At 73.9% G+C, this 21,764-nt stretch carries 23 protein-coding genes; 10 read left to right on the top strand and 13 right to left on the bottom strand.

The genetic code is table 11. From position 1 onward, the window contains the following. Nucleotides 1–37: 37 nt before the first annotated feature. Genes E4U91_RS17960 through pdhA form a run of 3 tightly spaced genes read right to left on the bottom strand, consistent with a single transcriptional unit; the run spans nucleotide 38 to nucleotide 3,644 of the window. A complete protein-coding gene (locus tag E4U91_RS17960; RefSeq protein ID WP_137307797.1) occupies nucleotides 38–1,507 on the bottom strand; it encodes a dihydrolipoamide acetyltransferase family protein in 1,470 nt (489 codons plus the stop codon). Then, entirely contained in the window at nucleotides 1,507–2,511 is a 1,005-nt protein-coding gene (locus E4U91_RS17955; RefSeq protein WP_137307796.1) for an alpha-ketoacid dehydrogenase subunit beta, read from the bottom strand. Before E4U91_RS17955 ends, E4U91_RS17960 begins: the two co-directional genes overlap by 1 nt. Then, entirely contained in the window at nucleotides 2,511–3,644 is a 1,134-nt protein-coding gene (gene pdhA, locus E4U91_RS17950; protein WP_137307795.1) for a pyruvate dehydrogenase (acetyl-transferring) E1 component subunit alpha, read from the bottom strand. Before pdhA ends, E4U91_RS17955 begins: the two co-directional genes overlap by 1 nt. A 175-nt stretch (nucleotides 3,645–3,819) precedes the next feature. On the opposite strand from pdhA, the gene E4U91_RS17945 reads away from it, so the two are divergent. After that, nucleotides 3,820–4,320, top strand: a complete 501-nt coding sequence (locus E4U91_RS17945) for an Lrp/AsnC family transcriptional regulator (RefSeq protein ID WP_371555979.1) — start codon at nucleotides 3,820–3,822, stop codon at nucleotides 4,318–4,320. A 79-nt stretch (nucleotides 4,321–4,399) separates the two neighbouring features. Here E4U91_RS17945 and E4U91_RS17940 read toward each other — a convergent pair whose 3' ends face one another. Together E4U91_RS17940 and E4U91_RS17935 are read right to left on the bottom strand one after the other, a co-directional pair. Then, a complete protein-coding gene (locus E4U91_RS17940; RefSeq protein WP_137307794.1) occupies nucleotides 4,400–4,990 on the bottom strand; it encodes a TetR/AcrR family transcriptional regulator in 591 nt (196 codons plus the stop codon). Next, nucleotides 4,987–6,501 (bottom strand): 3-hydroxyacyl-CoA dehydrogenase, encoded by a 1,515-nt coding sequence (locus tag E4U91_RS17935; protein WP_137307793.1) that lies wholly within the window; start codon nucleotides 6,499–6,501, stop codon nucleotides 4,987–4,989. Before E4U91_RS17935 ends, E4U91_RS17940 begins: the two co-directional genes overlap by 4 nt. 160 nt (nucleotides 6,502–6,661) lie before the next feature. On the opposite strand from E4U91_RS17935, the gene paaN reads away from it, so the two are divergent. Beyond that, the gene (gene paaN, locus E4U91_RS17930; RefSeq protein ID WP_137307792.1) at nucleotides 6,662–8,353 is read left to right on the top strand and encodes a phenylacetic acid degradation protein PaaN; all 1,692 of its coding nucleotides are present in this window, start codon (nucleotides 6,662–6,664) and stop codon (nucleotides 8,351–8,353) included. A gap of 28 nt (nucleotides 8,354–8,381) precedes the next feature. Here the strand turns inward: paaN and E4U91_RS17925 are convergent, their stop codons facing one another. Genes E4U91_RS17925 through E4U91_RS17915 form a run of 3 tightly spaced genes read right to left on the bottom strand, consistent with a single transcriptional unit; the run spans nucleotide 8,382 to nucleotide 11,268 of the window. Then, nucleotides 8,382–9,170: a TrmH family RNA methyltransferase gene (locus E4U91_RS17925; RefSeq protein WP_137310880.1), complete on the bottom strand. Its 789-nt coding sequence runs from the start codon at nucleotides 9,168–9,170 to the stop codon at nucleotides 8,382–8,384. A 38-nt stretch (nucleotides 9,171–9,208) separates the two neighbouring features. Next, complete coding sequence (locus tag E4U91_RS17920) at nucleotides 9,209–10,453, bottom strand: HTTM domain-containing protein (RefSeq protein WP_137307791.1); 1,245 nt, start codon at nucleotides 10,451–10,453, stop codon at nucleotides 9,209–9,211. Continuing rightward, nucleotides 10,450–11,268, bottom strand: coding sequence for a DUF5819 family protein (locus E4U91_RS17915; protein ID WP_137307790.1), 819 nt, complete (start codon nucleotides 11,266–11,268; stop codon nucleotides 10,450–10,452). The genes E4U91_RS17920 and E4U91_RS17915 overlap by 4 nt, the downstream gene beginning before the upstream one ends. Before the next feature lie 372 nt (nucleotides 11,269–11,640). On the opposite strand from E4U91_RS17915, the gene paaA reads away from it, so the two are divergent. From paaA to E4U91_RS17890, 5 genes are read left to right on the top strand one after another with little or no spacing between them, the layout of a single operon-like run. Then, on the top strand, nucleotides 11,641–12,723 hold the full coding sequence (gene paaA / locus E4U91_RS17910; RefSeq protein ID WP_137307789.1) for a 1,2-phenylacetyl-CoA epoxidase subunit PaaA: 1,083 nt from the start codon (nucleotides 11,641–11,643) through the stop codon (nucleotides 12,721–12,723). After that, complete coding sequence (paaB, locus tag E4U91_RS17905; RefSeq protein WP_067242028.1) at nucleotides 12,720–13,007, top strand: 1,2-phenylacetyl-CoA epoxidase subunit PaaB; 288 nt, start codon at nucleotides 12,720–12,722, stop codon at nucleotides 13,005–13,007. Before paaA ends, paaB begins: the two co-directional genes overlap by 4 nt. After that, nucleotides 13,004–13,735, top strand: coding sequence for a 1,2-phenylacetyl-CoA epoxidase subunit PaaC (paaC, locus tag E4U91_RS17900; protein ID WP_137307788.1), 732 nt, complete (start codon nucleotides 13,004–13,006; stop codon nucleotides 13,733–13,735). The genes paaB and paaC overlap by 4 nt, the downstream gene beginning before the upstream one ends. Further along, complete coding sequence (paaD, locus tag E4U91_RS17895; RefSeq protein WP_137307787.1) at nucleotides 13,729–14,295, top strand: 1,2-phenylacetyl-CoA epoxidase subunit PaaD; 567 nt, start codon at nucleotides 13,729–13,731, stop codon at nucleotides 14,293–14,295. Before paaC ends, paaD begins: the two co-directional genes overlap by 7 nt. Then, nucleotides 14,295–15,356 carry a 2Fe-2S iron-sulfur cluster-binding protein gene (locus tag E4U91_RS17890; protein ID WP_137307786.1) on the top strand — a complete coding sequence of 354 codons (1,062 nt, stop codon included), beginning with the start codon at nucleotides 14,295–14,297 and terminating at the stop codon, nucleotides 15,354–15,356. The genes paaD and E4U91_RS17890 overlap by 1 nt, the downstream gene beginning before the upstream one ends. Before the next feature lie 27 nt (nucleotides 15,357–15,383). On the opposite strand, the gene E4U91_RS17885 is transcribed toward E4U91_RS17890, so the two are convergent. The 5 genes from E4U91_RS17885 to E4U91_RS17865 all read right to left on the bottom strand — a co-directional run bounded on the left by E4U91_RS17885 (nucleotide 15,384) and on the right by E4U91_RS17865 (nucleotide 19,149). Continuing rightward, complete coding sequence (locus E4U91_RS17885; RefSeq protein WP_137310879.1) at nucleotides 15,384–15,713, bottom strand: rhodanese-like domain-containing protein; 330 nt, start codon at nucleotides 15,711–15,713, stop codon at nucleotides 15,384–15,386. A gap of 83 nt (nucleotides 15,714–15,796) precedes the next feature. Further along, on the bottom strand, nucleotides 15,797–16,594 hold the full coding sequence (locus tag E4U91_RS17880) for a hypothetical protein (RefSeq protein WP_137307785.1): 798 nt from the start codon (nucleotides 16,592–16,594) through the stop codon (nucleotides 15,797–15,799). Nucleotides 16,595–16,742: 148 nt separating this feature from the next. After that, complete coding sequence (locus tag E4U91_RS17875) at nucleotides 16,743–18,272, bottom strand: DUF2252 domain-containing protein (RefSeq protein WP_137307784.1); 1,530 nt, start codon at nucleotides 18,270–18,272, stop codon at nucleotides 16,743–16,745. A 63-nt stretch (nucleotides 18,273–18,335) separates the two neighbouring features. Further along, nucleotides 18,336–18,632, bottom strand: coding sequence for an SHOCT domain-containing protein (locus E4U91_RS17870; RefSeq protein WP_137307783.1), 297 nt, complete (start codon nucleotides 18,630–18,632; stop codon nucleotides 18,336–18,338). A gap of 73 nt (nucleotides 18,633–18,705) precedes the next feature. Further along, entirely contained in the window at nucleotides 18,706–19,149 is a 444-nt protein-coding gene (locus tag E4U91_RS17865; protein WP_174867815.1) for a DUF6325 family protein, read from the bottom strand. A gap of 257 nt (nucleotides 19,150–19,406) precedes the next feature. Here E4U91_RS17865 and E4U91_RS17860 point away from each other — a divergent pair, with 257 nt between their 5' ends. The 3 genes from E4U91_RS17860 (at nucleotide 19,407) to E4U91_RS17850 (ending at nucleotide 21,731) form a co-directional block, all read left to right on the top strand. Then, nucleotides 19,407–20,702: a hypothetical protein gene (locus tag E4U91_RS17860; protein ID WP_241678618.1), complete on the top strand. Its 1,296-nt coding sequence runs from the start codon at nucleotides 19,407–19,409 to the stop codon at nucleotides 20,700–20,702. Nucleotides 20,703–20,822: 120 nt separating this feature from the next. Next, nucleotides 20,823–21,236, top strand: a complete 414-nt coding sequence (locus tag E4U91_RS17855) for a DUF7144 family membrane protein (RefSeq protein ID WP_137307782.1) — start codon at nucleotides 20,823–20,825, stop codon at nucleotides 21,234–21,236. 51 nt (nucleotides 21,237–21,287) lie between these two features. Then, complete coding sequence (locus E4U91_RS17850) at nucleotides 21,288–21,731, top strand: DUF2550 family protein (protein WP_137307781.1); 444 nt, start codon at nucleotides 21,288–21,290, stop codon at nucleotides 21,729–21,731. The last annotated feature ends 33 nt before the right edge of the window (nucleotides 21,732–21,764 follow it).

Below are 21,764 nucleotides of genomic sequence, written 5' to 3'. Positions count from 1 at the left end.
GGCCGACGCGATCACGGGGAACGCGCCGGCCGCGCCGTCACAGCGTGCGCAGCAGGACCGCCGGCTGCTCCACGCAGTCGGCGACGTGGCGCAGGAAACCGCCCGCCGTGCCGCCGTCGCACACCCGGTGGTCGAAGGTGAGCGAGAGCTGGACGACCTGGCGCACGGCCAGCTCGCCCTCGTGCACCCACGGCTTGGGCACGATGCGGCCGACGCCGAGCATGGCCGCCTCCGGGTGGTTGATGATCGGCGTGGAGCCGTCGACCCCGAACACGCCGTAGTTGTTCAGCGTGAAGGTGCCGCCGGTCAGGTCGGCCGGGGTGAGCGTCCCGGCCCGGCCCGCCTCGGTCAACCGGGCGAACTCGGCGGTGAGCCCCTCGGCGTCCCGCGCGTGGGCGTCCCGGACCACCGGTACGACGAGGCCCCGCTCGGTCTGCGCCGCGAAGCCCAGGTGGACGTGGTCGAACTGGACGACCTCCCTGGCCTCCGTGTCCACCGAGGAGTTGAGCTCCGGGAAGCGGGCGAGGGCGGCCGTGCAGATGCGGGCCAGCAGCGCGAGGAGGGAGATCTTCGGGCCGCCCGCCGCGTTCATCGCGGACCGGGCCCGCATCAGCTCGGTCGCGTCGGCGTCGACCCAGCAGGTCGCCTCCGGGATCTCACGCCGGCTGCGGGAGAGCTTGTCGGCGATGGCACCCCGGACGCCCTTGAGGGGGATGCGGATGCCTCCGGCGGGCGCGGAGGACACCGGCCCGGATGCCCGGGCGGGGGCGGGAGCCGGCTGCCGGGTCGTGCGGTCCTGCGGGGCGGCGGCCCGCAGCGCGTCCTCGACGTCGGCGCGCAGGATCAGTCCGTCGGGCCCCGAGCCGGTCAGCTCCCGCAGGTCCAGGCCGTTCTCCCGGGCCAGGCGCCGGACCAGGGGCGAGATCACGGGGACGGGCCCCTCGGCCCGGAGGGTGCCGGTGCCGTGCGCCGAGGTGCCGGTGCCGTGCACGGTGGTGCCGTTGCTGCCCTGCATGCCGTTGCTGCCCAGCGAGCCGTTCCCGACGCCGTCGGCCCGCGCCGGCACGGCGGCCGGCGGAGCGGGACGGGCCGGGGCGCCGGCCGGGGCGAGCGGCGTCGTGGGGCGCACGCGGCGCCGACGGGCCGGGGGTTCACCGGTGCCGTACCCGACGAGGACGTTGCCGGAGCCCTCGGCCGCACCGCGCACCGGGGCGGCACCGGAGTGGTCGGCCGGACCCTCCTGGGGGCCGTCGGAGGGCGACGCGCCGACCGCCACGGTCAGCAGCGGTGCCCCGACGGGCAGTTCGGTGCCTTCCTCGCCGAAGCGGGCGGTGACCACACCGCCGTAGGGGCAGGGCACCTCGACCATCGCCTTGGCCGTCTCGACCTCGACGACCGGCTGGTCGATGGCGACGACGTCGCCCACCTGGACCAGCCAGCGCACGATCTCCGCCTCGGTGAGCCCCTCACCGAGGTCGGGGAGCTTGAACTCCAGCACCTGTGCCATCAGTTCCCGGCCTCCCACTGCAGCCGCGCCACGGCGTCCAGGATGCGGTCCACGCCGGGCAGGTGGTGGCGCTCCAGCATGGGCGGCGGGTACGGGACGTCGAAGCCGGCGACGCGCAGCACCGGTGCCTCCAGGTGGTGGAAGCAGCGCTCCGTGACGCGGGCCGCGATCTCCCCGCCCGGGCCGCCGAAGGAGCCCGACTCGTGCACGACGACCGCGCGGCCGGTCCGCCGGACCGAGGCGCAGACCGTCTCGTCGTCGAACGGCACCAGGGAACGCAGGTCGACGACCTCGAGGTCCCAGCCCTCCGCCCGGGCCGCCTCGGCGGCCTCGAGGCACACGGGCACCGACGGACCGTAGGTGATCAGCGTGGCGCTCCGCCCGGAGCGCCGCACCACCGCACGGCCGATCGGCTCGACGGTCTGCGGGTCGTCCGGGTTCCAGGCGTCCTTCGACCAGTACAGCCGCTTGGGTTCGAGGAAGACGACCGGGTCGTCGGAGGCGATCGCCGCCCGCAGGAGGCCGTAGGCGTCGGGGACGGTGGCGGGCGTGACGACGTGCAGGCCCGGGGTCGCCATGTAGTACGCCTCGGAGGAGTCGCTGTGGTGCTCCACGCCGCCGATGCCGCCGCCGTAGGGGATGCGCACCGTGATCGGCAGGGGCATCCGGCCGCGGGTGCGGTTGCGCATCCGGGCGACGTGGCTGACCAGCTGCTCGAACGCCGGGTAGGCGAACGCGTCGAACTGCATCTCCACGACCGGGCGCAGCCCGTACATGGCCATGCCGACGGCGGTGCCGAGGATGCCGGCCTCGGCGAGCGGGGTGTCCGTGCAGCGGTCCTCGCCGAACTCCTTGGCGAGCCCGTCGGTGACGCGGAAGACGCCACCGAGGGTGCCGACGTCCTCGCCCATCACGTGCACCGTGGGGTCCTCGGCCATGGCGTCGCGCATCGCGCGCGTGAGGGCCTGCGCCATGGTGGCCGGCTTGAGGGCGACGGTGGCCATCAGTGGGAACCCTCCTGCTCGGCCTCGAGTTCGGCGGTCAGCAGCGCGCGCTGCTCGCGCAGCTGCGGGGTGGGCTCGGCGTAGACGTGGTCGAACAGGTCCATCGGGTCCAGGGACGGGTCCTGGTTCATGCGCTCGCGCAGGGCCGCCGCGAACGTCTCGGCGTCCTGGCGAACGGCGTCGATGCCGTCCTCGTCGAGCAGTCCGCGGCCGGTCAGCTCGCGCTCCAGCAGCAGGATCGGGTCGTGGTCGCGCCAGGCCTCGACCTCGGCGTCGCCGCGGTAGCGGGTGGCGTCGTCGGCGTTGGTGTGCGCCTCGACGCGGTAGGTGATCGCCTCCACGAGCGTGGGGCCGCCGCCGGCCCGCGCGCGCCGCACCGCGTCGGTGAGGACCTCCAGGACGGCGACGGCGTCGTTGCCGTCGACCAGGCGGCCCGGCATGCCGTACCCGACGGCCTTGTGGGCCAGGGAGGGCGCGGCGGTCTGCTTGGCGAGCGGGACGGAGATGGCGAAGCCGTTGTTCTGCACGAGGAAGACCACCGGGGCCTGCCAGACGGCGGCGAAGTTCAGCGCCTCGTGGAAGTCGCCCTCGCTGGTGCCGCCGTCGCCGACCATGGCGAGCGCCACCACGTCGTCGCCCTTCAGGCGGGCGGCGTGCGCGAGGCCGACCGCGTGCGGGAGCTGGGTGGCGAGCGGGGTGGACAGGGGCGCCACCCGGTGCTCGCGGGGGTCGTAGCCGGTGTGCCAGTCGCCGCGCAGCAGCGTCAGCGCCTCGACGGGGTCCACGCCCCGGGCGACGGCGGCGAGCGTGTCGCGGTAGCTGGGGAAGAGCCAGTCACGCTCCTGGAGCGCCAGCGCGGCGGCGACCTCGCAGGCCTCCTGGCCGGTGCTGGAGGGGTAGACGGCGAGGCGGCCCTGCTTGGTGAGGGCGGTCGCCTGCGCGTTGTACCGCCGGCCGAGGACCAGCTGGGCGTGGAGCCGGCGCAGCAGCCCGGGGTCGGCCTCCGCGGCGGCCTCCGTGCCCAGGACGCGGTAGGGCTCCGCGTCGGGCAGCAGCGGCGCGGGGTCCATACGGGGCTGCCAGGCGGGCGGCGGCGTGGGCCGGTAAGCGCCTCGCTGCTCCATGACCGTCATGACGGCACCTCCTCGTGGGAGCGGCTACGGGAGGCGTGTCGGCTGTGACCCGCCTCACCTACCGATTGTTCGGTCGTCGGCGCATTTTGGCTACGGGTGGCCCCAGGCTGTGGACAAACGGTTCTGCACAGCTTCAGATGGACGCAGTACGTCCAGGGCAGGGAGGCGGGGGGACATGGCGTCTGAACAAATGGCCGAAGGGCCCGAGCCCGGGGTCCCCCTGCCGCCCCCCCGGCCCCTCGACGCGATAGACCAGGACATCCTGCGCATGCTCCAGGCGGACGGCCGCGCCTCGATCCGGTCGGTGGCCGAGCGCGTCCACGTCTCGCGCGCCAACGCCTACGCCCGCATCAACCGGCTCGTCGAGGACGGCGTCATCCGGGGCTTCGGCGCGCGCGTGGACCACGAGCGCGCCGGGCACGGCACGTCCGCGTACATCACGCTGAAGATCGTCCAGAACACCTGGCGCACGGTCCGCGAGCAGCTGCGCCGCCTGCCCGGCGCCGCGCACATCTCCCTCGTCGGCGGCGACTTCGACGTACTGCTCCTGGTGCACACCCCGGACAACCGCGCCCTGCGCGAGCTCGTGCTCACCCGGCTCCAGGCGATCCCCGAGGTGCTCAGCACGCGCACGCTGCTGGTGTTCGAGGAGGAGGACGTGGAGCCGCAGGGCTGAGCCGCGACGGAGGCCCGCCCACGACCCCGTTCCCCGGGAGCACGCGGCACCCGGCACCCGGCACCCGGCGCCCGGCGCCTCACGACACCTTGCGCAGGCCCCCGAAGACCAGCCGGGCCACGGCGTCCGCCACCTCGCGCTCGCCCATGCCGCGGACGTCCGGGCGGTACCACTCCACGATCGAGTTGATCATCCCGAAGACCAGCCGGGTGGCCAGCCGCACCTCCACGTCCTCGCGCACGTCCCCGTCCGCGGCGGCCGCCTTGAGCAGCTCGGCGACCCGGTGGTCGAAGTCCCGGCGGCGCTCCAGCGCCCAGCGCTCGGTGGCGGTGTTGCCCCGCACGCGCAGCAGCAGCGTCACGTACGGCAGCTCGGCGATCAGCACCTCGACCATGCGCCGGACGACGTACTCCAGGCGGTCGGCCGGGCGCCCCTCGCGCGCGTGGTCCTCCTCCAGGATCCCGAACAGGCCGTCCAGCGCCCGGCTGACGGCCCGGCGCAACAGCTCCTCCTTGCCGGCCACGTGGTGGTAGATCGACGACTTGGAGATGCCGGCCGCCTTGGACAGGTGCTCCATGGACGTGCCGTCGTAGCCCCGCTCGATGAAGACCTGCACGGCGACCGACAGCAGCGTCTCGGGGGTGTACGTGTCGCGCTTGGCGGTGGTCACGAGGCGCCCTCCCGCTTCTCGGTGGCGAACGAGTGACGGTACAGGGCGAGCGACGGCGCGTACCGTCCCGAGGGATCCCGCTGGTGCAGGTCGTCCAGGACCGAACAGGCCCAGGTGCGGCCCAGGCGTCGGCTCCACTCGAAGGGCCCGAGCGGGTAGTTCACGCCCAGGCGCATCGCCGTGTCGACGTCCTCCTCGGTGGCCACACCCTTGGCGACGGCGTCGTGCGCGAGGTCGATGATCCGGGCCACCGTGCGGGCGACGATCATGCCGGGCACGTCGCCGATGAGGCTGACGTCCTTGCCCAGCGCCTGGAACAGCCCGGTCGCCTCGGACACCGTCCGCGCGCCGGTGTCCTGGGAGGCGGACAGGGCGATGCGGGTGGCCTTGCGGTAGTCCAGCGCCAGGTCGAAGTAGACGACGTCACGGAACTCCACCGAGGTCTGCCCGTCCGCGAGGGCGAGCTGGCCGCCGCCGGGCAGCACCAGCCGGGAGCCGTTGTCCTCGTCCTCCTCGCGGACCTGGATGCCCGCCTCGCGGATCATCGCGAGCAGCTCGGAGGCCGGGCCCAGGTCGCCCTCGGCGACGACGTACGCGGGCGGCTGCCGCTTCTCGGCGGTGTGCGGCTCGGGGCGCTCGGCGCCCTCGCGGTGGTCGTACCAGCCGCGGCCGGTCTTGCGGCCGAGGCGGCCCGACTCGACCAGCCGGCGCTGGGCCAGGGACGGGGTGAAGCGCACGTCCTGGAAGAAGGACTGCCACACGGAGTGCGTCACCGACTCGTTGACGTCCTGGCCGATCAGGTCGGTCAGCTCGAACGCGCCCATCCGGAAGCCGCCGGACTCGCGCAGCACCGCGTCGATGGTGGCCGGATCGGCGGCCTGGGCCTCGTACACGGCGAACGCCTCGGCGTAGAAGGGCCGGGCGATGCGGTTGACGATGAAGCCGGGGGTGTCCGCGCAGGCGACCGGGGTCTTCCCCCAGGCGCGGGCGGTCTCGTACGCGCGCGTGGCCGAGGTGACGTCGGTGGCGAACCCGGAGACGACCTCCACCAGCGGCAGCAGCGGGGCCGGGTTGAAGAAGTGCAGGCCCACGAAGCGGCCCGGGTGGCTCAGGGCGCCGCCGATCGCCGTCACCGACAGGGAGGAGGTGTTGGTGGCGAGCAGACAGTCCGGGGAGACGACCTCCTCCAGGGCGCGGAACAGCTCCTGCTTGACGTCGAGGCGTTCCAGGACGGCCTCCACGACCAGGGCGCAGTCCGCGAGTTCGGCCAGGTCGTCCGCGGGCCGCAGCCGGGCGCGGGCCGCGTCCCGGTCGGCCGCGGTGAGCCGGCCCTTCTCGACCAGCCGGTCGAGGCGGGCGCCGATCGCGGCGGCCGCCTCCCGGGCCCGGTCCGGGACGGCGTCGTACAGCCGTACGGGGTGGCCGGCGACCAACGCGACCTGGGCGATGCCCTGGCCCATGGTGCCGGTGCCGACGACGGCCACGGGGCTGCTGAGGTCGAGTGCTGTCATGTGCGCGATCCTCCCGCACGGGGTTTTCCACAGATGCGGCAGGCCCCCTTGTCCCGACCGATCGTTCGGTTACTCTAACTCTGACCGTGCGTTCCCGCCCAGGTTTCCGCCCAGGTCATGAACTCGACGAGGAGTTCCCGAGACGAGGAGTTGGTCCCGTATGGCCGCCGAACTGACCGCCCACGACCTCATCGCCCAGCACCGGCCGACCCTCGACCAGGCGCTGGAGGCCATCCGCACGCGCGCGTACTGGTCCCCCCACCCCGAGCACCCCAAGGCCTACGGCGAGAACGGCAGCCTGGACATGGCGGCGGGCAAGGCGGCCTTCGACGCCCTCCTCGGCACCCGTCTGGACCTCGGCCAGCCCGGCACCGACGACTGGGTGGGCGGCGAGGTCTCCCCGTACGGCGTCGAACTGGGCGTGACCTACCCGCACGCCGACCTCGACGTGCTGCTGCCCGCGATGAAGGCCGGTCAGCGCGCCTGGCGGGACGCGGGCGCGGAGATCCGCGCGGTGGTCTGCCTGGAGATCCTCAAGCGGATCAGCGACCGGACCCACGAGTTCGCGCACGCGGTCATGCACACCTCCGGACAGGCGTTCATGATGGCGTTCCAGGCGGGCGGCCCGCACGCCCAGGACCGCGGCCTGGAGGCGGTGGCCTACGCGTACGTGGAGCAGGTCCGCACACCCGACACCGCCGAGTGGAGCAAGCCGCAGGGCAAGCGCGACCCGCTCGCGCTCACCAAGCAGTTCACGCCGGTCCCCCGCGGCATCGGCCTGGTCATCGGCTGCAACACCTTCCCGACGTGGAACGGCTACCCGGGCCTGTTCGCCTCCCTCGCCACCGGCAACGCCGTCCTGGTCAAGCCGCACCCCCGCGCGGTGCTGCCGCTCGCGCTGACCGTGCAGGTGGCCCGCCAGGTGCTGACCGAGGCCGGGTTCGACCCCAATCTGGTCGCGCTCGCCGCCGAGCGGCCCGGGGAGGGCATCGCCAAGACCCTCGCCACCCGGCCCGAGATCCGGATCATCGACTACACCGGCTCGACCTCCTTCGGCGACTGGCTGGAGGCCAACGCCCGCCAGGCGCAGGTCTACACGGAGAAGGCCGGCGTCAACACGGTGATCGTGGAGTCCGCCGGCGACTACCAGGGGATGCTGTCCAACCTGGCGTTCTCGCTGTCCCTGTACAGCGGCCAGATGTGCACCACCCCGCAGAACCTGCTGATCCCCCGCGACGGCATCCGCACCGACCAGGGCCCCAAGACCTTCGACGAGGTCGTCGCCGACCTCGCGCGCGCGATCGACGGCCTGCTCGGGGACGACGCGCGGGCCAACGCCCTGCTCGGCGCGATCGTCAACCCGGACGTCAAGGCCCGGCTGGACGCCGCGGCGGGTCTCGGCGAGGTCGCCCTCGCCTCCCGCGAGGTGGCCAACCCGGACTTCCCTGGCGCGGTCGTGCGCACGCCGGTCCTGGTCAAGCTGGACGGTGCCAAGCCGGACGCCGAGGCCGCCTACATGAGCGAGTGCTTCGGCCCGGTGTCCTTCGCCGTCGCGGTCGACTCGGTCACGGACGCCGTCGAGCTGCTGCGGCGCACGGTGCGGGAGAAGGGCGCGATGACGGTCGGCGCGTACACGACCGACCCGGAGGTCGAGGAGGCCGTCCAGGAGGTCTGCCTGGAGGAGGCCGCGCAGCTCTCCCTCAACCTCACGGGCGGGGTGTACGTCAACCAGACGGCCGCCTTCTCCGACTTCCACGGCTCGGGCGGCAACCCGGCCGCGAACGCCGCGCTGTGCGACGGCGCGTTCGTGGCGAACCGCTTCCGCGTGGTCGAGGTCCGCCGGGAGGCGTAGCCGCGGGGCGGGACCTCGTGGACACCCGCTAGGTCCCGCTCGGGAAGCCCGTCGTGCTCCAGTGGTACAGGGTCATGGCCACGCTGGTCGCCAGGTTGTAGCTGGAGACCTGGGGGCGCATGGGCAGGGCGAGCAGGTGGTCGGCCCGGGCGCGCAGGGCGGAGGACAGGCCGGCGCGCTCGGAGCCGAAGGCGAGGACGGCGTCGTCCGGGAGCCGTACCCCCCGAAGGTCGTCGCCCTCCGGGTCGAGCGCGAACACCGGGCCCGCCGGCAGCTCCTCGACGTCCAGCCGCTCCACGGCGGTCGCGAAGTGCAGCCCCGCCCCACCGCGCACCACCGTGGGGTGCCAGGGGTCGAGCGTGCCGGTGGTGACCACGCCGGTCGCCCCGAAGCCGGCGGCCAGCCGGATCACGGCGCCCGCGTTGCCGAGGTTGCGCGGATTGTCCAGGACCACGACGGGCGCCCGGCGCGGTTCGCGGGTCAGCGCGGCGAGGTTGGCCTCCCGGGGCGGCCGTACCGCCAGGGCGGCCACGGCCGTGGGGTGCGGGCGCGGCACCAGCGCCTCGTACGTCGCCCTCGGGACCTCGGTCAGCAGCGCGGCCAGCGGCTCGCGCACGTCGGGCGCGAGGTCGTCGGCGAGGGCCAGCGCAGCCTCCCGGTCGGCGGTCACCGCGACCGGGACCTCCGCCCCGAACCGCACCGCGTGCTTGAGGGCGTGGAAGCCGTCGAGCAGCACGGCGGTGTCGGTGCCGACGAGTCGCCGCCACCGCCGTACGGGGTCGGCGGCGGGGTCGGCCACGGGCTCGGCTGGGCTCATGGGAACGGGTACGGGGTCCGCCGGGTGCGCGGGGTCGGTCATGGCGTGAAGCCTATGCGCGCGGCCTTGGGGTCCTCGGAACCCTTCGGCGCCTCCGCCGGCTCGTCCTCGGTCCGGCGGCGCGGGCGGGGGATGCCGCCGCTCCCCGCGAGCACGCCGTCCCGCGCGCGTGCCGCCCAGCCGCCGAGGCGGCGCAGGAACGAGGTCGGCAGGAACACCGAGTCCGCCGCGATCATCGCCAGCGAGAAGAACGGCAGCCCGAGCACCACCGCGATCACGGCGTGCTCGGTCATCATGACCACCAGCAATACGTTCTTGACGCGCCGGTTGAACAGCGTGAACGGGAACGCCACCTGCACGACGACCGTCCCGTACGTGACCAGCATGACCATGGTGCCGCTGGCGGACAGCAGGTCGCCGAGCGCGGGCCAGGGGGAGAAGTAGTCCAGGTGCAGCGGGTAGTAGACCGCGGTGCCGTCCTGCCAGCGCGACCCCTGGATCTTGTACCAGCCGGCCGTGGCGTAGATCATGCACGCCTCGGCCATGATCACGACCAGCGCGCCGTTGTGCAGCAGGTTCCCGACGACGTCGGCCAGGATCCGCGGCTGGCCGGACGCCGCCCGCCGTCCGACGAGCCACCACACCGCCTGGGCGGCCCAGACCGCCCACAGCAGCACCGGCACGGTCCACTCGCCCTCGAAGAGCCGTCCGGACGCCGTCACCGCCACCAGCGCGAACCCCGTCAGGCACCACAGCAGGGGGCCGACGCGGTCGGTGACCTCCTCGCCCCGCGCGCGTGCCGCGTCCGCGCGACGGGCCCGCCGCCCGTCCAGCGACCACACCCGGCCGCAGCGGGTGAAGACGAGGTAGATCGACATCAGGTGCAGCACGTTGTCGCCGCCGTCGCCGACGAACACGCTGCGGTTCTGCAGCGAGAGGACGCCCACCATGAACAGCGCCGACATCGTGCGGGTGCGCCAGCCCACCAGCAGCAGCGCGGCGGACAGCAGGGCGAGCGCGTAGACGATCTCGAACCACGCGCGCGAGTCGGCCCACATCAGCGCCGTGAACGCGCCGTTGGTGTCGATCAGCCGCCGGGCCAGCGACCAGCTCCACGGACCGTCGGGCCCGTACAGCTCGGCGCGGTGCGGCAGCTCGCGCAGCAGGAACAGCAGCCACGTCCCGGCGAAGCCGATCCGGACGACGGCACTCTGGTACGGCCCGAAGGCGGAGCCGGTGACCCGGGCGATGCCCCCGGTGAGGCACGAGGCGAACCGATTCACTGCACGCCTCCGTGGGCCTCGTCGTCGGACACGCTCCACCAGGGCAGCACCCGGTAGGCCGGGTCGGTCGAGATCTTCTCGCGGCTCCAGGACGGCGCCGCCACATTGGTGGTGCGGGAGCGGACCTGGACCCGCTCGACCGCACCGCCGGCGCCGGCCGCGCCGCCCCGCTCCAGGCGCAGCACCACGATCCGGCGCAGGTACGACTCCGACAGCGTGCCGCGCGTGCCCGAGGCGCGGTTGTCGTCGTCGTGCGTGGCCGTGAAGAAGTCCCAGGCCCGGCGCAGCTCGTTCTGCTGGGTGTGGCTCGGCAGGAGGTTCCCGTCGATGGCCCGGCCGTCCTGCGCGGACAGGTCGTACCAGCCGGTCTCGCGCGAACCGCCGTCGGCGGTCCGCACCTGCGCGCGGACCTGGACGGCGACGTTCTGCTGGAGCGGGTTCGGCGCGAACAGCTTCCAGTTCTGCTCGAACTCCGGGTAGATCCATTCGTCGATCGCCTTGCCGTGCGCCTTCGTCACCGTGTTCGAAGGCGCGATGTGCAGGAACACCATCCCGAGGTGCACGCACACGGCGACGGCGACCACCGCGAGGGCCACGGCGGCCCCGATCTGGTAGCGGGGGGAGAGGGCGGCCACACCGGTACGGGGCTCGACGGGGGCGGGGGCCGGCGGCCGCGACGCCCCTGACACCTCAGGGGTGCCGGCCACCGCGTCGGCGTCCCCGGACGGCTCGGACCGTGCGGACGGCTCGGACGGCTCGGACAGCTCGGGCTCCCGTGCCTCCGGGGCGTCGGCGCCTCCGTCGTGCGTATTCATTCCGCCCCGTTCCCCTATGTCCCCGGCGTCCCCGCGTCCACCGGCGTTCCCCGTCCGTTCCTCCGGCCGCCCCGCCCGGAGTCACCCGGACGGCCGTAGCGCGGCGGTCCCACGGAAAGGTACTCAGCCCCGGCGCCCGGCGCAGCCACCTCGGTCATCCACAGCGGTTGACACCTTACGACGGGCATCCCACCATGGAATCGCACGAACCGAACGATCGGTCGGGAGCGGATCCGGCAGACCGGTGGAAGCCCGGACAACCGGGCGCACCGCCGGACCCGTCCGGACGCGCCACCGGCCGGCCGAACCCGGGCGGGCAGCCGCACAGCACGCACCAGCCGAACACCAGACACCGAGGTCGAGGGGGACCGCATGGCGACAGCAGCCGCGCAACAGACGGCCCGCACCCAGCCGGGCACGGGCAGGGACGGCACCGTCGGCACCACCGACGCCGACGACGCCTTCGCGCGCGCCTTCGACGCCGCGGTGGCCGCCGACGAGCGCATCGAACCGCGCGACTGGATGCCCGACGCCTACCGCGCCACGCTGGTCCGCCAGATCGCGCAGCACGCGCACTCGGAGATCATCGGCATGCAGCCGGAGGCCAACTGGATCACCCGCGCGCCCTCCCTGCGCCGCAAGGCGATCCTGATGGCCAAGGTCCAGGACGAGGCGGGCCACGGGCTGTACCTGTACAGCGCGGCCGAGACGCTCGGCACCGGCCGCGACGAGCTGCTGGACAAGCTGCACTCGGGCCGCCAGAAGTACTCCTCGATCTTCAACTACCCCACCCTGACCTGGGCCGACGTCGGCGCGATCGGCTGGCTGGTGGACGGCGCCGCGATCACCAACCAGGTGCCGCTGTGCCGCTGCTCCTACGGGCCATACGCCCGCGCGATGGTCCGCATCTGCAAGGAGGAGTCCTTCCACCAGCGCCAGGGCTACGAGCTGCTGCTGGCCCTGAGCAAGGGCACCCCCGAGCAGCACGCGATGGCCCAGGACGCGGTGGACCGCTGGTGGTGGCCGTCGCTGATGATGTTCGGCCCGCCCGACGACGAGTCCGCGCACTCCGCGCAGTCGATGGCCTGGAAGATCAAGCGCCACTCCAACGACGAGCTGCGCCAGCGCTTCGTCGACATCTGCGTCCCCCAGGCCGAGTCACTCGGCCTCACCCTCCCCGACCCGGACCTCCGGTGGAACGAGGAGCGGGGACAGCACGACTTCGGCGCCATCGACTGGACGGAGTTCCGGGAGGTCCTCAAGGGCAACGGCCCGTGCAACGAGCAGCGCATCACCCAGCGCAGGCGCGCCCACGACGAGGGAGCCTGGGTCCGCGAGGCCGCGGCGGCCCACGCCGCCAAGCACAGCAGGCCGGGCGCCGGGGCCCCCGCCGCCCCCGCCCCCACCACCGCATCCGCTGACACCACCGGCACGACGGGAGCACCGCAGGCATGACCACCACCGACTGGCCCCTGTGGGAAGTCTTCGTCCGCTCGCGCCGTGGACTGTCCCACACCCACGCCGGCAGCCTGCACGCGCCGGACGCCGAGCTCGCCCTGCGCAACGCGCGCGACCTGTACACCCGCCGCGGCGAGGGCGTGTCCCTCTGGGTCGTGCCGTCCGCGGCGATCACCGCGTCCTCGCCCGACGAGAAGGACCCGTTCTTCGAGCCGGCCGCCGACAAGCCGTACCGGCACCCCACGTTCTACGAGATCCCGGAAGGGGTGCAGCACCTGTGACCGCGCCGTCGACCGACACGCCCACCGTGTCCGCCGCGCTCGCCCTCGGTGACGACGCCCTGGTGCTCTCCCACCGGCTGGGGGAGTGGATGGGCCACGCGCCCGTCCTGGAGGAGGAGGTCGCCCTCGCCAACATCGCGCTGGACCTGCTGGGCCAGGCCCGGGTCCTGCTGTCGATGGCCGGTGACGAGGACGAGCTCGCCTACCTGCGTGAGGAGCGCGCCTTCCGCAACCTCCAGCTCGTCGAGCAGCCCAACGGCGACTTCGCCCACACCATCGCCCGCCAGCTGTACTTCTCCACCTACCAGCACCTGCTCCACGCCCGGCTCGCCGCCGGGGACGGCCCGTTCGCGCCGCTCGCCGCGAAGGCCGTCAAGGAGACCGCCTACCACCGCGACCACGCCGAGCAGTGGACCGTGCGCCTCGGGGACGGCACCGAGGAGAGCCGTGCCCGGATGATTCGGGCCTGCGCGGCGCTGTGGCGCTTCACCGGCGAGATGTTCCAGCCGGTGGAGGGCGTGGACGTCGACGGCGCCGCCCTGGAGGCCGAGTGGCTGGCGTCCGTCGAGGACGTCCTGCGCCGGGCCACCCTCGACGTGCCCGAGGGCCCGCGCACGGGAGCGTGGACGGCGGGCGCGGGCCGACAGGGCCTGCACACCGAGCCGTTCGGCCGGATGCTGGCCGAGATGCAGCACCTGCACCGCAGCCACCCGGGGGCGTCATGGTGACCCCCACCCCGCTGGAGGCCGGACTGCTGGAGGCGGAGCTGCTGGAGGTCGCCGGCTCGGTGCCCGACCCCGAGCTGCCCGTGCTCACCCTGCGCGAACTGGGCGTGGTGCGCGCGGTGCACGTGCGCGGGACGGACGCGGACGCCGTCGAGGTCGAGCTCACCCCGACCTACACCGGCTGCCCCGCGATCGAGGCGATGTCCGTGGACATCGAGCGCGTCCTGCGCGCCCACGGAGTGCGCGAGGTGACCGTGCGCACGGTGCTCGCGCCCGCCTGGTCCACGGACGACATCTCGCCCGAAGGGCGCCGCAAACTGCGGGAGTTCGGCATAGCGCCCCCGCGCACCCGGTCCGCGTCCGAGCCGGTCACCCTGACCCTCGGCGCGACCCGCACCCACGCCGGCGCCGGCACCGAGGGCGAACCGCAGGAGCCGGTGCGCTGCCCGCACTGCGGCTCCGCCGACACCGAACTGCTCAGCCGGTTCTCCTCCACCGCGTGCAAGGCGCTGCGCCGCTGCCTGGCCTGCCGTGAACCCTTCGACCACTTCAAGGAGTTGTGATGGCCCGCTTCCACGCGCTCCCGGTGGCCGCGGTGGACCGGCTCACCGACGACTCGGTCGCCCTCACCCTCGAGGTGCCCGAGGAGCTGCGCCGGGAGTTCCGGCACGCCCCCGGCCAGCACCTCGCCCTGCGGCGCGTGGCCGACGGCGTGGAGGTCCGGCGGACGTACTCGATCTGCTCCCCCGCACCGGCCCCCGGCGAGCCGGGACCGCGCACGCTGCGGGTCGGGGTGCGGCTCGTCGAGGGCGGGGCCTTCTCGACGTACGCGCTCAAGGAGATGCAGGTCGGCGACGAGGTCGAGGTGATGACGCCGGCCGGGCGCTTCACGCTCGAACCGGCACCCGGGCTGTACGCGGCGGTGGTCGGCGGCAGCGGCATCACCCCGGTGCTGTCGATCGTCTCGACGCTGCTGGAGCGGGAGCCGCGGGCACGGTTCTGCCTCGTGCGCGGTGACCGTACGGCGGCCTCGACGATGTTCCTGGAGGAGGTCGCCGACCTCAAGGACCGGTACCCGCAGCGGTTCCAGCTGGTCACCGTGCTGTCGCGGGAGGAGCAGCAGGCGGGGCTGCCGTCCGGGCGGCTGGACCGGGAGCGGCTGACGGGGCTGCTGCCGGCGCTGCTGCCGGTGGAGGCGGTGGCGGGCTGGTTCCTGTGCGGGCCGTACGGGCTGGTGCAGGGCGCCGAGCGGGCCCTGCGGGACCTCGGGGTGCCGCGGGCGCGGATCCACGAGGAGGTCTTCCACGTGGACCCCGTCGCCCCGACGGTCACCACCGGGGCCCCCGCGCACAGCACGGTCACCGCCCGGCTCGACGGCCGCGGGGGCACCTGGCCGGTCCAGGAGGGCGAGTCCCTGCTGGAGACGGTGCTGCGCAACCGTCCTGACGCGCCCTACGCCTGCAAGGGCGGGGTGTGCGGGACCTGCCGGGCCTTCCTGGTCTCCGGCGAGGTCCGCATGGACCGCAACTTCGCGCTGGAGCCGGAGGAGACGGACGCGGGCTACGTGCTCGCGTGCCAGTCGCACCCGGTGACGGAGGCGGTGGAGCTGGACTTCGACCGGTAGGTACGGGCCGGGTCGGCTCAGACGGGCTCAGACGACGAAGCCCGGTCCGCCCGCGTCGGTGACCACGGGACGGCCGGCGGCCTCCCACTGCTGCATGCCGCCGGCCACGTTCACGGCGTCGATGCCCTGCTGCACCAGGTACATCGTGACCTGCGCGGACCGGCCGCCGGAGCGGCAGATCACGTTGATCCGGCCGTCCTGCGGGGCGGCCTCGGTCAGCTCGCCGTAGCGGGCGACGAACTCGCTGATGGGGATGTGCAGGGCACCTGCGGCGTGGCCCGCCTGCCACTCGTCGTCCTCGCGGACGTCCAGCAGGAAGTCGTCGTCCTTGAGGTCGCCGACCTCGACCGTGGGCACACCAGCTCCGAAACTCATACGTCCGACGCTACCGGACGCGACGGCCGCCCCCACCGGCCCCACGGATCCCGGCCCCGGGAGACTCAGCTCAGCAGCTCGGTGAGCTGGGCCTCGCGGGCCGCCACGTCGGCGAGCAGCTTCTCGGCGATCTCGTCCAGGAGGCCGTCGGGGTCGTCGGGGGCCAGCCGGAGCATCGAGCCGATCGGGCTGCCCTCCAGCTCACTGGCGACCTGGGTCAGCATCTCCTTGCGCTGGGCCAGCCACTCCAGCCGGGCGTACAGCTCCTCGCTGCGGCCGGGCCGGTCCTGCGGCGCCACCGGGCCGGCCGCCCACTCCTCGGCCAGCTCGCGCAGCAGGACCTCGTCGCCGCGGGCGTAGGCGCCGTTGACCCGGGTGAGGAACTCCTCGCGCCGCTTGCGGTCGTCCTCCTCGCGGGCGAGGTCGGGGTGGGCCTTGCGGACCAGTTCGCGGTAGAGCCTGCGGGCCTCGTCACTGGGGCGCACCCGCTCCGGCGGCCGCACGGACTGGTCGGTGAGCATCGCGGCGGCCTCCGGGAACAGGCCGTCGCCGTCCATCCAGCCGTGGAACAGCTCCTCGACCCCCGGCATGGGCAGCACCCGCGCCCGCGCCTCCTCGGCCAGGCGCCGGTCCTCGGGGTCGCCGGTGCGGGCGGCACGCGCCTCGGCGATCAGGGCGTCCAGCTCGTCGATCCGGGCGTACATCGGGCCCAGCTTCTGGTGGTGCAGACGGGAGAAGTTCTCGACCTCGACGCGGAAGGTCTCCACGGCGATCTCGAACTCGATCAGCGCCTGCTCGGCGGCGCGCACGGCCCGCTCCAGCCGCTCCTCGGGCCGCGCCTGCTCAGCTTCGGGGGTCGTCACCCGACCAGCGTAGGCCACGCCCGACCGGCCCCCGGGGAGACGCCGGGGACGCGGCCCCCGCGCACCCCGGTCGCGCACCCCCGTCGCACACCATCGTCCACCCCGCCGCCCACCGGCTCGCCGCCGCCGCGGACCCCCGTACCGCCCGTCACACCCCCGTCTCCGCCGCGACCCTCCCCGACCGCACCGCCGCCAGCAGGTCCGCGTGGTCCGCCTCCGTGCGGTCGGCGTAGGCGACGGCGAAGGCGGCGACGGCCTCGTCCAGCTCCTCGTTCTTGCCGCAGTACCCGGAGATCAGCCGGGGGTCCGCGCTGTGGGAGTGGGCGCGGGCCAGGAGGGCGCCGGTCATGCGGCCGTAGTCGTCGATCTGGTCGGCGGCCAGGGCGGCCGGGTCGACGCTGCCCTTGCGGTTGCGGAACTGCCGCACCTGGAAGGGGCGGCCGTCGACGGTCGTCCAGCCCAGCAGCACGTCGCTGACCACCTGCATGCGCTTCTGGCCCAGCACCACCCGGCGCCCCTCGTGCTCGACGGGCGCCACCTCGAAGCCGGCCGTGCGCAGGTGCGGCACCAGCGCCGACGCGCGGGCCTCCTTCACCTGCAGCACCAGCGGTTCGCCGCGGTGGTCCAGGAGCAGCACGACGTAGGAGCGCGTGCCCACGCTGCCCGTGCCGACGATGCGGAAGGCGACGTCGTGCACGGCGTGCCGGGACAGCAGCGGGTGGCGGTCCTCCGGCAGGGTCGCCAGGTAGTCCTCCAGGGCCGCGGTGACCGCGACCGCCTCCGGGTGCGGGACCCGGCGCAGCACCGGCGCCGCGTCCACGAAGCGCCGGCCGCCGTCCCCGGTCGGCTCGGTCGACCGCGCGGCGAACCGCCCGCTGGTGTTCGCGCGCGCCTTCTCCGAGACCCGGTCGAGCGTGCCCAGCAGGTCGTGCGCGTCGGTGTGGGAGACCAGTTCCTCGTCGGCGATCGCGTTCCAGGCGTCGAGGACGGGCAGCCGGGCCAGCAGGCGCATCGTGCGGCGGTAGGCGCCCGCGGCGTCGTGGGCCGCGGCCCGGCAGGTGTCCTCGTCGGCGCCGGCCTCGCGGCCCGCCAGCACCAGCGACGCGGCCAGGCGCTTGAGGTCCCACTCCCAGGGCCCGTCGACCGTCTCGTCGAAGTCGTTCAGGTCGATCACCAGGCCACCGCGCGCGTCGCCGTACAGGCCGAAGTTCCCCGCGTGGGCGTCGCCGCAGATCTGCGCGCGGACCCCGGTCATCGGGGTGCGGGCGAGGTCGTGGGCCATGAGTCCCGCCGAGCCGCGCAGGAAGGCGAAGGGCGAGGCGGCCATCCGTCCCACCCGTATCGGCGTCAGCTCCGGGATGCGGCCCTGGTTGGACTCCTCGACGGCCGCCACCGCGTCCGGGCGGCCGGGGTCCAGCTCGAGCTCGGCGTGCGCCCCGCGCGGCACCCGGCGCCGCAGGGCCTTGCCCTCCTCCTTCGGCGATCCGCCCTCGACCGGCCACCGCGCGAACCCGCGCACGTGCGGCAACCGCACGCCGGACCCCGCGACGGAACCCGACCCGCCGACCTCGACGGAACCCGACCCGTCAGCCGCGACGGACCCCGGCCCGCCGACCTCGACGGACGTCGGCCCGCTCACGGACCCCGCCCCCGCCGTCTCCCCACCGATGCCGGTCATCCCGACCGCCCTCCCCCGCACACGAACGCCGCCAACTCGTGCAGACGGTACAACCGCACGCGGTCAGGAGCCGAGGATCACGCGCTTCTGTTCCTCGAACTCGGCCTGGGTGAGCACGCCCTGCTCCTTGAGGTCGCCGAGCTGCTTGAGCTGTTCGATCTTGCTGGTCATGTCGGGGGCGGCCGGAGGCGGCGGAGCCGCGGGCGGCTCGGCCTGGTACGCCGGTTGCGCCGCGGGTGCGTCGTAGCCCTGCTGCGCCGCCCATCGCCCCTGCTGTCGGCGTGACACCCGGTTGGAGACGGCGGTCGCGGTCCCGGCCACGACGGCGGTCCGCGCGACCCCGCGGAGAAGACCTGGCATGACGGTGTCCCTTCTGCCCGGGAATGCCCGGGAACCTGCCTGAAGTACGGGAACGCCCTCGCGAGCGCTGTGCCTACTGCGTGGCCTCGGTCGCCTCGAGGGCGGAGACGAGGTCGGACACCGGGATGCGCCCGGAGGCGACCAGCCGGCCCCCGCCGCGGCGCAGGGCGGCGGCGAACGGCGCGGCCCACACGTTCTCGTAGATCAGGATGCCGGCGGAGGTGTTGGGCTCCAGCGCGCCGGCCGCCTCCTCCAGGTCGTCCTGGCCGAGGAGTCCCGAGGAGACGCCCTCGAAGACGGCCAGGTCCAGCCGGCCGTCGCCGTCGAGGTCGGTGATCTCCAGGCCGGAGACGGAGCCGTCCTCGTCCTTGCGGACGAACTGGAGGTCCAGGATGCGGATGACGCCGCGGTCCACCAGGTCGACGAGGAGGGGGAGGCCCTCGCCGGTCATCCGGTTCCCGGGGAACTCGACGACCAGGTAGTCGATCGGGCCCACTTCTTCGAATTCGTCGCTCACGGCGTCACCTCTGGTGCTCGCGGCTTCCCCCTGTGACACCTCGGCGCCACCCCCGGCGTCATGTCCCTCCCATTGCACCATCGGGCCGCCCCCGCCGCACTCCGTGCAATCCCCCCAGGCCCCCGCCGCCCCTCCGCGCGGCCCGCGCCACACCCCCACCGCACCTCCGCGCTGCTCGCGCCGCCCCCCGGCCCACCCGTCACCCACCTGGTCCGCCCCCGGTGGCGCCCCCCGCCCCGCCCGCATCTGCTGGCCTCATGAACGACAGCGGCGGCGAGGGACTCCCGGCCGGGGACCGCGATGAGCTGAACGCGTTGCGGCAGCGCGTGCACGCGCTGGAGAGCGCCGGGCCGCCCCGGGCCGCGCGGCACCACCCCTTCCGCACGCTCGGCTCGGTCCTGCTGATCCTCCTCGCCGCCCTGCTGTCGCTGCTGTCCGTCGTCGCTGTGTGGGCGAACAGCATCGTGCAGGACACCGACCGCTACGTCGCCACCGTCGGCCCCCTGGCGAGCGACCCCGACGTGCAGAAGGCGGTCACCAACCGGGTCACCGGCGCCGTGCTCGCCCAGATCGACGTGGACGCGCTGGTCAAGGAGCTGACGGACGCGGCGTCACAGCGCGGCGTCCCGCCCGAGCTGTCCCAGCTGCTGGGCAATCTCAAGGGCCCCATCGACAACGGGCTCAAGCAGCTGGTCAACAGCACCGTGGAGCGGGTGGTCACCAGCAGCGCCTTCGAGACCGTCTGGGTGAACGGCAACCGCAGGGCCCACTCGGCGTTGGACAAGGCCCTGACGGGCCGGTCGGACGGCGCGGTGAAGCTGGAGAACAACCAGGTCGTCATCGACCTCGGCCCGATCGTCGCCGACGTCAAGAACCAGCTGGTCGACGCCGGCTTCTCCGCCGCGTCGAAGATCCCCGCCGTCCACACGACCTTCGTGGTGTTCGCGTCGAAGGACATCGGCAGGATCAGGTCGTACGTGCGGGTGCTGGAGATCCTCGGCGGCTGGCTGCCCGTCATCGCCCTGCTGATCGCCGCCGCCGGGGTGTACGTCGCGTTCAACCGCCGTCACGCGCTGATCGGGACTGCGCTCGCGGTGTTCGTCGCCATGCTGGTGCTCGGCATCGGCCTCACCGTCGCCCGCGACGTCTACCTCGACCACCTGCCACCCGGCGCCTCCCAAGCCGCCGCGGGCTCCGTGTACGACGCGCTGGTCAAGTTCCTGCGGGCCGGCGTTCGGGCGCTCGCCGCGGTCGCCCTCTTCACCGCCGCCGGCGCCTTCCTCTCCGGCCCGTCCCGGGTCGCCGTCCTCACCCGGACCGGCTGCCGCAGGGGCGTCCGAGGGCTGCGCGAGGGGGCCACGTCGGCGGGGCTGCGGCTCGGTGCGGTCGGACGGTTCGTCCACCGCTTCAAGCGCTGGATCGGCGCGGCCATCCTGCTGGTCGCGGCCGTGGTCCTGTTCACCTGGAGCTACCCGACCACGGCGGTCGTGGTGTGGACGGCGGCGCTCACCCTCGTGGCCTTCGCGCTCCGCGAGTTCCTGGACGCCCCCTAGCTCGGCGATCCACCTCACCAACCTCACCCGTTACGGGTGGTTCCTCGCCCCCGGTCCTCCTCCACGCTCGAAAACGGAGTGCAGCTCGCTGCGACCCACCGAGGAAATGAGGAAGCGACCATGAGCAGGACCATGAGCACGAACACCCGCTCGGACACATCCCAGGCCTGGGCCGGCGGGCTGACGGCGTTCGCCGCCGTCCTGCTGTTCATCGCCGGCATCCTGGACTTCTTCCGGGGGATCATGGCCATCGCCGACGACGACGTCTACCTGTCCACCCCCAACTACGTCTTCAAGTTCGACCTGACCTCCTGGGGCTGGATCCAGCTGATCCTCGGGGTGATCGCGATGGCCGTCAGCGCCGGCCTCTTCACCCGCGCCACGTGGGCCCGGGTCGTCGGCGTGGGCATCGCCGCCCTGCTGATCATCGCCAACTTCCTGTCGATCCCGTACTACCCGTTCTGGTCCCTGACCCTGATCGCGCTGTACGCCTTCGTCATCTGGGCGCTGTGCGTCGTGCGGCGGGAACCCTGACCGGACGCGGGGGACCGCCGACGTGTCCCTCCGCGGTGCGGCGGTGACGTGATGCCCGACTCCCCGCTCACCGTCCTCGGCGTCTGCCTGGCGGCCGTGGCGGCGCTCGTGGCGGCCGGGCTCGGCCGGCGGCGCTGGCTGGCCCGCCGGCCGGGCGCCTTCCGCGGTGCCGCCCGGGTCGTCGAGGGCCGGGCCGACGGTCTGCGCACACGGTGGCGGGCCGGGTACGGCCGGTGGGTCCAGGACGTCTTCGTGTGGACCTCCGCCCCGCTCCTGCTGCGGACCGCGCTGCTGCCGGTGGACGCCGTGAGCGCCCCGCGCCCGCTCGCCCCCAAGGAAGTGCGGCGCCCGCGCCACCTCACGGCGGTCACCGCACTCACCGGCCCCCGCGCGCTGCTCGAGGTCGCCGTGCGCGCGCAGGACGAGCCGCTGGCCTGCCGGCGGCCCGCCGCCGACCCGACCGGGATCACCCGCTCACCCCGCGACCACCTCTGACCCCCAGCTCCCCACAGCGAGAGGTGCCACCCG

The sequence above is a fragment of the Streptomyces lasalocidi genome, assembly GCF_005280215.1.
GTDB lineage: Bacteria > Actinomycetota > Actinomycetes > Streptomycetales > Streptomycetaceae > Streptomyces > Streptomyces longwoodensis.
The sequence above is the reverse complement of the archived record's forward strand: the minus strand, read 5'-3'. Positions and strand labels throughout refer to the sequence as shown.